Origin of the sequence: Sinorhizobium psoraleae (assembly GCF_013283645.1) — a bacterium.
GTDB lineage: Bacteria > Pseudomonadota > Alphaproteobacteria > Rhizobiales > Rhizobiaceae > Sinorhizobium > Sinorhizobium psoraleae.
Window position 1 is genome coordinate 278,291 of the sequence record NZ_JABEKV010000004.1, and the last position, 12,502, is coordinate 290,792.

Here is a 12,502-nt window from a genome sequence, read left to right on the forward strand (position 1 = left end):
CTTCAACTCTGGCGTTCGTCAGATCGAAAAGCTCGTCCCGCAGCCGCAGCTTGCGACGGCATTCGGATTTTTGATCTGGAAGGATTGGCCGAGCAGGTTGTCTACGAAATCGATTTCCGAACCGCCCATGTAGACGAGGGAGAGGCTGTCGATCAGGACCTTGGCGTTCCCTTTTTCGAGAACCAGATCGTCATCGTTTTCTGCGTCGACCAGATCGAATTTATAGGAAAAACCGGAACACCCGCCGCCTTCGACGGAGACGCGCATCGCGCTCTTGTCCTTTTCCGTCTGGAGAATTGCGGCGATGCGCTTGGCAGCCGCGTCGGAAAGGATGACTGTTTCCTGTGTCATATCTGCCTCCTGCCGGGGTCAAGAACCGGAGAGATTCGTACTCGCGCTTGGCATTCCGACGGGTCAAGCCGGAAAATCGGCTTGAATGTCTGGCGCCAAGCCATTGATCTGTCTTCAGGACTCTCACGGCAGTTCGCCGCGGCTTTCCTGTAGCGTACACTATAGGTATGAAGGCTTGAATGTCCCGTCAATGGGACGGCCGGCACAGGTGAGAAATGACTTTCGACAGACAGGCCCTCGGCTTCGGTTACGGCGAGCACGCCGTCTTTGCGTCGGATCCTTGGGCTACACGCGGCAGGCTCTATCCGGAGGCCGTCAGCCCGACCCGTTCCGATTTCCAGCGTGACCGCGACCGCATCGTCCATACGACGGCATTTCGCCGGCTGAAGCACAAAACGCAGGTCTTCATCGCTGCCGATGGTGACCACTACCGCACCCGCCTCACGCATACGATCGAAGTCGCGCAGATCGCACGCGCGCTGGCGCGCGCCCTGAAGCTAGATGAGGACCTTGCGGAGGGCGTTGCTCTTGTCCATGACTTCGGCCATACGCCCTTCGGGCATACCGGCGAAGACGCGCTGCACGAGGTGCTGAAGCCCTATGGAGGCTTCGATCACAATGCGCAATCGCTACGCATCGTCACCAAGCTGGAACGGCGCTATGCGGAGTTCGACGGCTTGAATCTCACCTGGGAGAGCCTCGAAGGCCTCGTCAAGCACAACGGCCCCCTGATGACGGCGGCTGGCGAAGGTACGCGCGGTCCGGTTCCGCAGCCGATCCTGGACTATTGCGCCCTGCACGATCTCGAGCTCGCGAGTTTTGCGAGCCTTGAGGCCCAGGTCGCTGCGATTGCCGACGATATCGCCTACAATACCCATGACATAGATGACGGCCTGCGCGCGGGATATCTGACTTTCGAGATGCTGGAGGAGGTTCCGTTTCTCGCGTGTTTGATGCGCGAGGTCCATGATCGGTATCCGAGGCTGGAAAGCAGCCGGTTTACCCACGAGATTATGCGGCGCCAGATTACGGCAATGGTGGAAGACGTCATTGGCGTCGCGCAGGCGCGCCTTCGCGAAATCCGCCCGCAGAGCGCGGGCGACGTGCGGCTGGCGGGCAGGGCTGTCGCCACGTTCTCGGAGGAGATGAGTGAGACCGATCGGCAGATCAAGCATCTTCTGATGACCCGCATCTACCGCCATCCCGAGGTGATGAGGGTGCGGCAGGGAGCGGCCTCGATCGTCACCGATCTGTATCGAGCCTTCATGGCCGATCCGCTTCTTATGAAGGAACACTATTGGATCGACCAGATCGCCGGAATGGCGGAACCGGCCCGGGCACGCCACGTTGGAGATTATCTCGCCGGGATGACGGACACTTTTGCGATCAGTGCGCATAGGCGCTTGTTTGACCATACGCCTGATTTGCGGTAGTGACGCCCCGCCCGGAGGCTGCAGGTTCGTCGAACCCGGCCTCCTTTTGAGTTTTGCGCCATTCTCCAGTTTGGCTGGAAAAAGCGGACGGATCAGATGAACCTTTTCACAGACTTCGAATCAAGAATTAAAAACATTCTAGAAGCGCTTGATATCGTGCGTGAAAAGCGAGCCGACCTTGATTTCGGGCGCATCAATATCGAGCCGCCGCGCGATGCGAGCCATGGCGACGTTGCGACCAATGCGGCGATGGTTCTCGCAAAATCGCTGGGCATGAATCCGCGCGCGCTCGCCGACCTGATCGTAGAGAAGCTGCGGCAAGATCCGGAAATCACCGAAGTCTCCGTTGCTGGACCGGGTTTCATCAACGTTCGCCTGTCGGTCCCTTATTGGCAGAAGCTCCTGGCTTCGGTGGCGAGGGCCGGGACCGACTACGGTCGCAGCACCGTCGGTGCCGGGCGCAAGGTGAACGTCGAATACGTCTCCGCCAACCCGACCGGGCCGATGCATGTCGGGCATTGCCGCGGCGCCGTTGTGGGCGATGCGCTGGCCAATCTTCTCGCCTTTGCCGGCTACGACGTAACCAAGGAATATTACATCAACGACGCGGGCTCGCAGATCGATGTTCTCGCGCGTTCCGCGTTCCTTCGCTATCGGCAGGCGCTCGGCGAGGAGATCGGCGAGATTCCGCCAGGCCTTTACCCCGGCGATTATCTCGTGCCGGTGGGCGAGGCGCTGGCGGACGAATTCGGCACAAGCCTCAGGATCATGCCGGATGACAAGTGGATGCCGCTCGTCAAGGAGCGCGTGATCGACGCGATGATGGCGATGATCCGCGAGGATCTGGCTGCACTGAACGTCCATCACGATGTGTTTTTCTCCGAGCGGACGCTGCACGACAGCAACGCAACGCGGATCCGTACGGCAATCAATGACCTCACGTTCAAGGGGCACGTCTATAAGGGCACGCTGCCGCCGCCGAAGGGGCAATTGCCGGAGGATTGGGAGGACCGCGAGCAGACACTGTTTCGCTCGACGGAGGTCGGCGACGACATCGACCGTCCGCTGATCAAGTCCGACGGCAGTTATACCTATTTTGCAGCCGACGTTGCTTACTTCAAAGACAAGTTCGATCGCGGCTTCAACGAAATGATCTATGTGCTCGGCGCTGATCACGGCGGCTATGTCAAGCGGCTGGAAGCACTGGCGCGCGCCGTGTCGGGCGAGACAGCCAAGCTGACGGTGCTGCTTTGCCAGCTCGTCAAGCTCTATCGCGGCGGCGAACCGGTGAAGATGTCCAAGCGGTCCGGCGACTTCGTAACGCTGCGCGACGTAGTCGATGAAGTCGGCCGCGACCCGGTTCGCTTCATGATGATCTACCGGAAGAACTCGGAGCCCCTCGACTTCGATTTCGCCAAGGTCACCGAACAGTCGAAGGATAACCCGGTCTTCTACGTGCAGTATGCGCATGCGCGTTGCTGCTCTGTGTTCCGCCAGGCGGCGGAAGCCTTTCCTGACCTTGATCTCCCGTCGCTTGATCTTGCCGCAGCAGTGACGGGTGCAATTGTTGATCCTGCAGAGATGCAGCTTGTCGCCAAGCTCGCAGAATATCCCCGTGTCATCGAGGCGGCGGCACTCTCGCAGGAGCCCCACCGAATCGCTTTTTATCTGTATGATCTTGCCGCAGTCTTCCACGGACACTGGAACAAAGGTAAAGAAAATCCTGGATTACGTTTTGTTAACGATAAGGACAGAGAATTAAGCATTGCCAGACTCGGGCTGGTGCATGCTGTCGCCTCGGTACTCAAGTCGGGCCTGTCTATTACAGGCACTTCAGCGCCGGAAGAGATGCGGTAAGTATTGTCACCATTTCCCCACAATGCACTGGCAAACGAACGCAGGCAATTGTGAGTGGAGAGTATGGCAGACAAACAATTCGCACGAAGCGGGCCGGCTGAATTCGACGTATTGGCCGACGATGATCCGTTGAGCGAACTTGCCCGCATTGTCGGTTACGATGCTCGGCCAGCCGTTCAGCAATTGCAGGAACTGCAGCGTCACCAGGAGGCCGTCCGGCGGGGCCCCGCCTTCGACCTCGAGGAAGAGCTTCTTCGCGAATTTGACAGCTATGACGCTCCGCGTGCAGTTGCGGTTCATCCGGACAGCGGGCTTGTCGAACATCCGGTCGGCGGGGGCGTGACGGAGCAGCATCACGCCAATCCGGATGGCGCTCTGGCGCCCGCCGAGGCGATTGCCGAGAACTTCGCCCCTGTGGTCGAAGACAGCGTTTCTCCGATTTCCGAGCCGATCGAAGATCGACATGACGATTTGGCTTCGCTGGCTCCCGTTGTCGACGCCGCGGCGACGGCCGAACTCGATGCAGTCGACGTCGCCGAGTTTCCGGCGGTCGACCTGGAGCGCGAACTCGAACTTTCGCTCGGCTACGAGGACCTGTCGCTTGCTGAGGATGCGCAAGGTTCCAACGATATCCGCTCGAATGCCGGCGTTCAGTCGCACTCGGAGCAGCGTGAGGCGTTCGACGCGCCCGCTTTTGGTGCGTTGCATGTGCCTCTTGCTTTTCACGCGGCCGCCTTCGCCGGGGCGGACAAGCTCTCGGTAAGCTCGGAACCAGTCTTTATCGACATGGCGGACGAACTTGCCAGGCGCAACGAGGAAGCGGCTGCGGCTGCGGCTACTGACGTTGCCGTCGCAGCGCCGGTTGCCGCTTCGCCTAGCCCTCAGGACGATGTCGATCAGTTGCTTGCTGACGTTGAGCGTTTTCCAGTGCCGGTCGCGACAGGTTTGGTGGCAGCCGCCGTGGAGGCCCATCCGGCCGTTCATGCGCGCCCTGCTTCGCCCGTTAAGAAGAGTAGCTATCCTTTCAAGCCGACCTTCAGCCGTGCGACGCCGGTTGCGTCTGCGACTGGTGCGTCGCAGCAGCGCGCCTTTGCCGCGCCTATCATCGAACCGAACGTGGCGAAAATGCCCGCAGCGCCCGCCGCTTCGCCGGTGGCGACGCCGGCGCCCGTTCTGGCGCCCGAGCCTGTTCAGGAGTTGGAGCCTGTTCAGGAACTGGAGGCGGTCGAGTCGGAACCCAGCTTCGACATCGAGAATTTCGAACTGGAACTGTCTGAAATCGCCCTCGACATCGACCCGCCGAAAGATGATGTGCAGGGCGATGTCCAAACGGCGGCTGAACAGCCGGTTGTCGCTCATCCTGCATTGGTCGAGCCGGCGGCGCAGCCATTCCTGCAGGCGCTGTCGGTGCCCGTTGAGGCCGAAATCCGCCGCGACGAGCCGCAGGCGGCGACGCCGGTGATCGCAGATGAGGAGGCTTCGGTCGAGAGCGTATTGCCTTTCGATCCCGCAATGATTGCCGAGCCGGAGAGCGGCGTGGCGCCGATCGCGGACGTCGACGTGCCACAACTGCCGGCACTGGACGCCGAAGAGAAGCCCGTCGTCTATCCGACTGACTATGATCTGGATATCGATGCGGAGATGGCGCAGCTTTTTGGCGCACCAGCGCCACGGAGCGGTACGCGCGTCGACGATCACGGCGCTGATGCCGCCGCGCTGCCTGCTGCGAAGCCACATTCTCAGGCGGTGGCGGTCGATGATTTCGATGAATTCGAAAAGGCGATGGAAGAAGACTTCCAGCGGTCGATGGCCGAGCGTCAAAGCACGGCGCAGGATACAGAGCGTCTGGCGGCGCCGAGACTGGACCGCACCACGGAATACGGCGAGCGGGGCTACGGTCGCCGCTCGCAGCGTACGATGCTTCTGGCCGCCAGCGTAGCGGGCGTCATCATCCTCGGCGGGGCCGGGGTCTATGCCTGGATGGGTGGGAGCAGTGCCGTCCTGTCCGGAGATGGTCCGAAAATTATCCTGGCGGACAAGGAGCCGGTAAAGGTCGTCCCGGACGTGAAGGGCGGCAAGACCGTACCCAACCAGGACAAGGCCGTCTACGATCGGGTCGCCGGAGCGCAGGGGGATGCACCTCGCCAGGAGGCCTTGGTTTCGTCGACCGAGGAGCCGATGGATGTCGTCCAAAGAACGCTGACGCCGGAGACTCTGCCGCTGGAAGGCAGCGAGGGTGAGGAGGCGTTGACGGCCGCCTTGCCGGCGGAAGACGAGGAAGTGGCGCGCCTGCTGCCTGACGGAGAAACAAGCGATGCCGCGTCGGCCGAGGAGGAAAAAGCTCCTGCGGTTGCGCCGCGCAAGGTCCGCACGATGATCGTCAAGCCCGACGGCACGCTGGTCGCTCGCGAAGAGCCGGTGGCTCCGCCGGCGAATGACGTGACGGCAAGCGGCAACGATCAATCCATTCCCGCGACCGCCTCCGGTCAGGCCGCGGCCTCCGGTTCGAAGGGGGCGGCAACCGTCGCCGATGCGGGCTCTGAACTGCGCGCCGGGGAACAACCGGCCGGCGGAGCCGAAAAGGTCGCCCTTGCCGCGCCAGGCGATGCTTCGCTCGAGGAGCTCGCTCCGGTTCGCAGTGTGAAGACGACAGCGGTTGGCGGTCAGCTGGCACCTGTGCCGCAGACGCGTCCGACTGGCCAGGACGATGCCAGTGCTTCAACTAACGCAGCGAAAACGCCGGCGGAAAAGGAAGCCGTGACGGAAACGGCGAATGCCGCACCGGCCGCGCCGCTTGCGACCGCGTCCGTGCCGGCAGGCAGCTACGTGATCCAGATCGCATCGCTGCCCTCGGAAGCAGAAGCGCAGAAGAGCTACAACAATCTCTCCGCGAAGTTTGCGGGCGTGATCGGTGGCCGCGGCGTTGATATTCGCAAGGCTGAGATCAGCGGCAAGGGCACCTATTACCGGGTGCGTATTCCGGCCGGCACGCGGGAGGAGGCCAATGCCCTTTGCTCTCGTTACAAGAGCGCCGGCGGAAGCTGCCTCGTGACGAAGTAAGTCCGGGAATGAAACAAAACGAGGCGCGGCAGAAATGTCGCGCTCTTTTCTTTTGCGGGACGACACTTTGTCTGTGAATGACCGAGGAACTGCGGCTTTGTGACTTCGCGCCGAACGGTGCGCGCACTATGATTCTGGGATGAGCGAATCAAAAGCATTTATTTCCGGCTGCAAAGGCCTTTCCCTGACCGAAGAAGAGCGGAGGTTCTTCGACGGCGAGCGCCCATGGGGCTTCATCCTCTTCGGCCGCAACATCGGCGAGGAAAATCAGATCTCCGATCTTGTCGCTCAGTTGCGCGACAGCATCGGCAATCCGAATGCCCCGGTGCTGATCGATCAGGAGGGCGGTCGCGTCCAGCGCATCCGCCCGCCGCTGGTTCAGCAATACCCGAGCGGTGCCGCCATCGGTGAGATATATCGCCGGGACCCGGAGCAGGGCTTGCGCGCCGCGTGGCTTATGGGACGTCTCCATGCCTTTGATCTGATGCGGTTCGGGATCACGGTCGATTGCCTGCCGGTTCTCGATGTACCCGTGCCTGGCAGCCATGATGTCATCGGCAACAGAGCCTATGGCCACGATCCGGAGACGGTGACCGCGATCGGCCGCGCAATGAGCGAGGGGTTGAAGGCGGGCGGCATGCTGCCGGTGATGAAGCACATGCCGGGCCATGGCCGCACGTTCGTGGATTCGCACCACAATCTGCCCGTTGTGGAAGCCGGTATCGAGGAGTTGCAGCGAAGCGATTTCCTGCCCTTCATCGCCATGAAGGACGAAGTCATGGCCATGTCGGCGCATATGGTCTTTACCGCGATCGATCCCGACAATCCGGCCACGACCTCGCCAAAGGTCGTGCGCGAAATCATTCGCGGCCATATCGGTTTCGACGGGCTCTTGATGTCGGACGATGTTTCGATGAATGCGCTTGCCGGGGATATGGCCGCTCGCGCCCGCGGGATTATTGGCGCGGGCCTTGATCTCGTCTTGCATTGTCATGGCATAATGGAAGAAATGAGGGCCGTTGCGGATGTGGTTCCGGTTCTGTCGGGCGATCGGCTGCGTCGGGCGAGAGCTGCGCAGGCGGCCTTCGGGAAGCCGGACGATGCGGACCAGGAAGCATTGAGGACGGAGTTCAACGCGATGTTCGCCCTGGCTTAGGCGAGAAAGCGGCGGAAAGGCGAGTTGGTGAGCAATACGGGTGAATGGCAGCGCCAACCTGGAGCAAAGGCACCGATGGAGCCGTTGTGGCAGGAGGAGGCTGCCGATCGCGGATTGCATGAGGAAGCCCTCGTCGTCGACCTCTCCGGTTTCGAAGGCCCGTTGGACCTGCTTCTCCATCTCGCGCGCAGTCAACGCGTCGATCTTTCGCGCATCTCGGTGCTGGCGCTCGCGGAACAATACATAGCCTTCATCGAGCGCGTCCGTTCGATCCGCATAGAGCTCGCGGCCGACTACCTCGTCATGGCCGCGTGGCTTGCCTATCTCAAGTCCCGCCTGCTGCTTCCGCAACAGGCCAAGGATGAAGGTCCTTCCGGCGAGGAGATGGCCTCGGCACTGGCGTTTCGGCTGAAACGCCTTGAAGCCATGCGCGATGCAGCGACAAGGCTCGTCAACAGGAATCGCCTCGGCCGCGATGTTTTCCCCCGCGGGGCGCCAGAACATATCGTCGCCGAAAAGAGATCGGGTTACGACGCGTCCCTCTATGATCTGCTGACCGCTTACGCGAGCCTCAGGCAGCGCCAGGCGATAACGCAGGTGACGATCGAGAAGCGCCACGTCTGGTCGCTGTCCGATGCGCGCCTGATCCTGGCGCGGATGATCGGCAATCTCGACGATTGGACGGCGCTTGATCATTTTCTCCTCCGCTACATGACGAGCCCGAAAGAACGCGCAACGGCGATCGCGAGCTCCTTTGCCGCGTCACTCGAAATGGTTCGCGAGGGAAGGCTGGAGATACGGCAGGAGGGTGCCTTCGCGCCCATCTATTTACGGCGTGGACCAAAGCCGATCGATGCGGCAACCCTGGCGGAAATGGAGGCAGCGCGTGGCTGAAGCGCAGAAGTACTTGCCGGGGATGCCCGACGAAGAGATGGAGCACGAAGCGGTTACCCTCGATCCCAGGCTAGAGCGGGAAGCCGAACGGATCGCTGAGGCGCTGGTCTTCGCATCGGCTCAGCCTGTTTCCGAAACCTACATCGCGAGCCGGCTTCCCCGCGGTGCCGACGTCGGGCGGATCATGTCGCGGCTGAAGGCACATTACGCCCCGCGCGGTGTCAATCTCGTCCAGGTCGCAGACCACTGGGCCTTCCGTACGGCCGCCGATCTCTCCTTCGTCGTTCAGACGGACGAACAGGAGGTCAAGAAACTGTCGCGGGCAGCCCTCGAGGTGCTGGCGATCATCGCTTATCATCAGCCGGTCACGCGCGCGGAAATCGAGGACATACGCGGCGTACAGACATCGAAGGGAACGCTCGACGTTCTCATGGAGGCCGGCTGGGTGCGCTTTCGTGGACGCAGGCGGACTCCGGGACGGCCTGTCACTTTCGGGACGACGCGGGATTTCCTCGATCAGTTCGGCCTGGAGGAAATTCGCGATCTTCCCGGTATCGAAGAATTGAAGGGGGCCGGTCTCCTGTCCGGGCGCGTTCCCTCGAACCTGCACATTCCGGTTCCCGCCGGCGAGGATGAGCTCCCCGAGAACGAGGATCCCATCACGCAAATGGACCTCGAAGAACTCGGCCTCTTGACACCGAAGGCTGAAGAAGACGATTAAAAATCCTGACTAGGAATATCGGCTTTAGATCCGGGCACGGGCATTTTGCCGCGAAGCCGTCGGTTCGAGGAATGACTGAGCATGGTTTCAGACCCACACAACGGGGCCGTCATGGCAACGCGACGGTCCGGGGTGTCGTTCGCGGCGAGCCTGGCATTCGAGAATATCAGCCACCGCTATCATTCCAAGGAAACGATCAAGGGTGTCTCGCTCACGGCGAAAGCCGGAGAAGTGCTTTGTTTGCTCGGTCCTTCGGGATCGGGCAAGACGACATTGCTTCGCATTGCGGCCGGCATCGAGATGCAGACCGGCGGCCGTCTCCTCCTGAACGGCCAGGAAATCTCCGGCCCATCCGTCTTTCTCCCGCCGGAAAAGCGCGGTGTGGGGCTGATGTTCCAGGATTTCGCCCTTTTCCCCCACATGACGATCCGCGACAATGTCTGCTTCGGGTTGACGGCCTTGCCGAAGAAGGAGGCATTGGTGCAGGCGGATGCGGCGCTGGAACGCGTCGGCCTATTGCATTATGCCGACCGCTACCCACATGTGCTCTCGGGCGGCGAACAGCAGCGCGTGGCGCTTGCCCGAGCGCTTGCGCCGCGTCCGGCGGTATTGCTGATGGACGAACCTTTTTCGGGGCTCGACTCTCGCCTGAAGGATTCGATCCGCGCGGATACGCTCGCCATTCTGCGCGAGACGCGCGCAACGGCGATCGTCGTGACCCACGATGCGGAAGAGGCTATGCGCATGGCGGACAGGATCGCCCTCTTGAAGGACGGGCGCCTGGTTCAGGTCGGCACGGCGGACGAGCTCTATCGGAAGCCGCGCGATCTTTTTGCGGCCGGGTTCTTTTCCGAGATAAATGTCTTTGACGCGCGTGTGCGGGGCGGCCGCGTCGAAACGCCGCTCGGAGCCGTGCCCGCGGGACAATACAAGGAGGGGCAGCCCTTGAGCGTCGCGGTCAGGCTCTCCGGCGTTCACCTCAAGGAGGAGGGCGGCGACATCCCCGCGCGCATCCTGTCGAGACGCTTTCTGGGCGTTGTCGAACTGTTGGAGCTTGCTGTGCCGCAATTCGAGCGTACAGTGCGGGCACGTATCCGCGCCGATCTGTTGCCGCAAGGATTGCGTGATGTCACGCTTTCCGTTAACGAGCGCGACATATTGCTGTTTGAAAAAGACGTCTCGACATCTTAGGGTCCGTCGAGAACGAGGGCTTGCCGACGGCACGCCTGAAAATTGACAACGTAATGGGCTGTGGTTGAACGAGGCCCTAGGGAGTAAGTGCATGGGTTCCTTTAGCATCTGGCATTGGCTGATCGTCCTGGTGGTGATCCTGCTGCTGTTCGGCCGCGGCAAGATCCCGGAACTGATGGGTGATGTGGCCAAGGGCATCAAGAGCTTCAAGAAGGGCATGGGCGAAGACGACACCGCTCCGACCGACAAGACGATCGACGGCAAGACCGTCGAGCACAAGTCTGACGAAGTCCGCTAACGAGCAGAAGCTGGCGAGACCGGGCGGATACATGCCCGGTCGACCGCGTCACGGGTTGTAGGGCACGTTGGATGCTTGATATCGGCTGGACCGAGCTTGTTGTTATCGCAATCGTCTTGATTGTCGTCGTTGGGCCGAAGGATCTGCCGCCAATGCTGCGGGCCTTCGGTCGGATGACGACGAAGTTGCGCGGGATGGCCGCGGACTTCCGCCATCAATTTGACGAGGCCTTGCGCGAGGCGGATCTCGATGAAGTGCGCAAGACGATCAGCGATGCGCAAAGTCTCAATCCGACCGCGGCGTTGCGGGACGCCATGAATCCGTTGCGCCAGCTCGGAAACGAGATCAAGTCCGATCTGCAGAAGGCGACGACGCCCGATAAGCCGGCGCAACCGGCACCGGAGCAGCCTGCGGCCGAACCGGCGAAAGCCGAAGCTCCCGTGGAGGCCGTGGCGAAGCCCGCCGAAGTTCCGGCGGCTGCAAGCGAGCCGAAGATAGAAGAGAAGAAGGCGAAGAGCGCCGTCAAGGCCAAAGCCGCGCCGGCCAAGAAGCCTGTCGCCGCAACGGCAAAGAAAACCGCGACCAGGGCACCGGCAAAAAAGGCAGCGGCAACCGGGCAGGCCGAGACCAAGACGCAGAAGGCGCGCACGGCTTCGCGCAAGAAAGGTGACGCATGAGCGGCGATATCGAGGACCGGCCGCAGCCGCTGATCGAGCATCTCGTCGAGTTGCGCACAAGGCTGATGTGGGCGGTCGGCGCATTTTTCGTCGCCTTTCTCGTCTGCTTCTATTTTGCCAAGCAGCTGTTCAACTTCCTCGTCCTGCCGTTCAAATGGGCGGTGAGCTGGGCCGGCCTCAGCCATCGGAACGTCGAGCTCATCTACACTGCTCCGCAGGAGTTCTTCTTCACCCAGATCAAGGTTGCGATGTTCGGCGCTTTGGTGATCGCCTTCCCGGTGATCGCCTCGCAGGTCTACAAGTTCGTCGCGCCCGGTCTTTATAAGAACGAACGCGCAGCCTTCCTGCCGTTCCTGATCGCTTCGCCGGTCCTGTTTCTCCTCGGGGGCGCGCTGGTCTATTTCTTCTTCACGCCGATGGTCATGTGGTTCTTCCTCGCCATGGAGCAGGGCGGCGGCGAAGGGCAGGTGGCGATCCAGCTCCTGCCGAAGGTGTCGGAATATCTGAGCCTGATCATGTCGCTGGTGTTCGCCTTCGGCCTGGTTTTCCAGTTGCCCGTGGTTACGACGCTGCTTGCGCGCGTCGGTTTCGTCACGGCTCAGGGGCTCGCCGAGAAGCGCAAATATGCGATCGTCATCGCCTTTGTCGTCGCGGCCGTTTTGACGCCGCCCGACCCGGTTTCCCAGATCGGTCTTGCACTGCCAGCCATCCTTCTCTACGAAATTTCCATCTATACGGCGCGACTCGTCGAAAGACAGCGCGCGAGAGACGCACTCGCAAGCGAGATCGCCTCTTCGCAGGAAAGTTCCTCCGAGACGACCGGACCCGCGAAGGGCTGACTGTCTGACGTTCTCGCGCCGTGAC

11 protein-coding genes are annotated in these 12,502 nt (G+C 61.5%); 10 read left to right on the top strand and 1 reads right to left on the bottom strand.

Annotated elements, in window-relative coordinates; genetic code table 11:
- Nucleotides 1–18: 18 nt before the first annotated feature.
- A complete protein-coding gene (gene erpA / locus ILFOPFJJ_RS22315; RefSeq protein WP_173512749.1) occupies nucleotides 19–351 on the bottom strand; it encodes an iron-sulfur cluster insertion protein ErpA in 333 nt (110 codons plus the stop codon).
- A 215-nt stretch (nucleotides 352–566) separates the two neighbouring features.
- Here erpA and ILFOPFJJ_RS22320 point away from each other — a divergent pair, with 215 nt between their 5' ends.
- The 10 genes from ILFOPFJJ_RS22320 to tatC all read left to right on the top strand — a co-directional run bounded on the left by ILFOPFJJ_RS22320 (nucleotide 567) and on the right by tatC (nucleotide 12,477).
- On the top strand, nucleotides 567–1,784 hold the full coding sequence (locus tag ILFOPFJJ_RS22320) for a deoxyguanosinetriphosphate triphosphohydrolase (protein WP_173512750.1): 1,218 nt from the start codon (nucleotides 567–569) through the stop codon (nucleotides 1,782–1,784).
- A gap of 96 nt (nucleotides 1,785–1,880) precedes the next feature.
- Complete coding sequence (argS, locus tag ILFOPFJJ_RS22325; protein ID WP_173512751.1) at nucleotides 1,881–3,641, top strand: arginine--tRNA ligase; 1,761 nt, start codon at nucleotides 1,881–1,883, stop codon at nucleotides 3,639–3,641.
- Between the two features lie 63 nt (nucleotides 3,642–3,704).
- Nucleotides 3,705–6,701 carry an SPOR domain-containing protein gene (locus ILFOPFJJ_RS22330; RefSeq protein WP_173512752.1) on the top strand — a complete coding sequence of 999 codons (2,997 nt, stop codon included), beginning with the start codon at nucleotides 3,705–3,707 and terminating at the stop codon, nucleotides 6,699–6,701.
- Between the two features lie 139 nt (nucleotides 6,702–6,840).
- Complete coding sequence (gene nagZ / locus ILFOPFJJ_RS22335) at nucleotides 6,841–7,857, top strand: beta-N-acetylhexosaminidase (protein ID WP_173512753.1); 1,017 nt, start codon at nucleotides 6,841–6,843, stop codon at nucleotides 7,855–7,857.
- Between the two features lie 75 nt (nucleotides 7,858–7,932).
- A complete protein-coding gene (locus ILFOPFJJ_RS22340) occupies nucleotides 7,933–8,751 on the top strand; it encodes a segregation and condensation protein A (RefSeq protein WP_173513324.1) in 819 nt (272 codons plus the stop codon).
- Nucleotides 8,744–9,472 carry an SMC-Scp complex subunit ScpB gene (gene scpB / locus ILFOPFJJ_RS22345; protein ID WP_173512754.1) on the top strand — a complete coding sequence of 243 codons (729 nt, stop codon included), beginning with the start codon at nucleotides 8,744–8,746 and terminating at the stop codon, nucleotides 9,470–9,472. The genes ILFOPFJJ_RS22340 and scpB overlap by 8 nt, the downstream gene beginning before the upstream one ends.
- Nucleotides 9,473–9,553: 81 nt before the next feature.
- Nucleotides 9,554–10,663 carry an ABC transporter ATP-binding protein gene (locus ILFOPFJJ_RS22350; protein ID WP_173512755.1) on the top strand — a complete coding sequence of 370 codons (1,110 nt, stop codon included), beginning with the start codon at nucleotides 9,554–9,556 and terminating at the stop codon, nucleotides 10,661–10,663.
- A gap of 91 nt (nucleotides 10,664–10,754) precedes the next feature.
- Nucleotides 10,755–10,961, top strand: coding sequence for a twin-arginine translocase TatA/TatE family subunit (locus tag ILFOPFJJ_RS22355; RefSeq protein WP_173512756.1), 207 nt, complete (start codon nucleotides 10,755–10,757; stop codon nucleotides 10,959–10,961).
- 71 nt (nucleotides 10,962–11,032) lie between these two features.
- Entirely contained in the window at nucleotides 11,033–11,638 is a 606-nt protein-coding gene (gene tatB / locus ILFOPFJJ_RS22360; RefSeq protein WP_173512757.1) for a Sec-independent protein translocase protein TatB, read from the top strand.
- Entirely contained in the window at nucleotides 11,635–12,477 is an 843-nt protein-coding gene (gene tatC / locus ILFOPFJJ_RS22365; RefSeq protein ID WP_173512758.1) for a twin-arginine translocase subunit TatC, read from the top strand. Before tatB ends, tatC begins: the two co-directional genes overlap by 4 nt.
- Nucleotides 12,478–12,502: the final 25 nt, after the last annotated feature.

Coding starts and splice junctions, on each gene's coding strand:
- erpA (WP_173512749.1), bottom strand. CDS start 351: ATGACACAGGAAACAGTCATCCTTTCCGACGCGGCTGCCAAGCGCATC.
- ILFOPFJJ_RS22320 (WP_173512750.1), top strand. CDS start 567: ATGACTTTCGACAGACAGGCCCTCGGCTTCGGTTACGGCGAGCACGCC.
- argS (WP_173512751.1), top strand. CDS start 1,881: ATGAACCTTTTCACAGACTTCGAATCAAGAATTAAAAACATTCTAGAA.
- ILFOPFJJ_RS22330 (WP_173512752.1), top strand. CDS start 3,705: ATGGCAGACAAACAATTCGCACGAAGCGGGCCGGCTGAATTCGACGTA.
- nagZ (WP_173512753.1), top strand. CDS start 6,841: ATGAGCGAATCAAAAGCATTTATTTCCGGCTGCAAAGGCCTTTCCCTG.
- ILFOPFJJ_RS22340 (WP_173513324.1), top strand. CDS start 7,933: ATGGAGCCGTTGTGGCAGGAGGAGGCTGCCGATCGCGGATTGCATGAG.
- ILFOPFJJ_RS22350 (WP_173512755.1), top strand. CDS start 9,554: ATGGTTTCAGACCCACACAACGGGGCCGTCATGGCAACGCGACGGTCC.
- ILFOPFJJ_RS22355 (WP_173512756.1), top strand. CDS start 10,755: ATGGGTTCCTTTAGCATCTGGCATTGGCTGATCGTCCTGGTGGTGATC.
- tatB (WP_173512757.1), top strand. CDS start 11,033: ATGCTTGATATCGGCTGGACCGAGCTTGTTGTTATCGCAATCGTCTTG.
- tatC (WP_173512758.1), top strand. CDS start 11,635: ATGAGCGGCGATATCGAGGACCGGCCGCAGCCGCTGATCGAGCATCTC.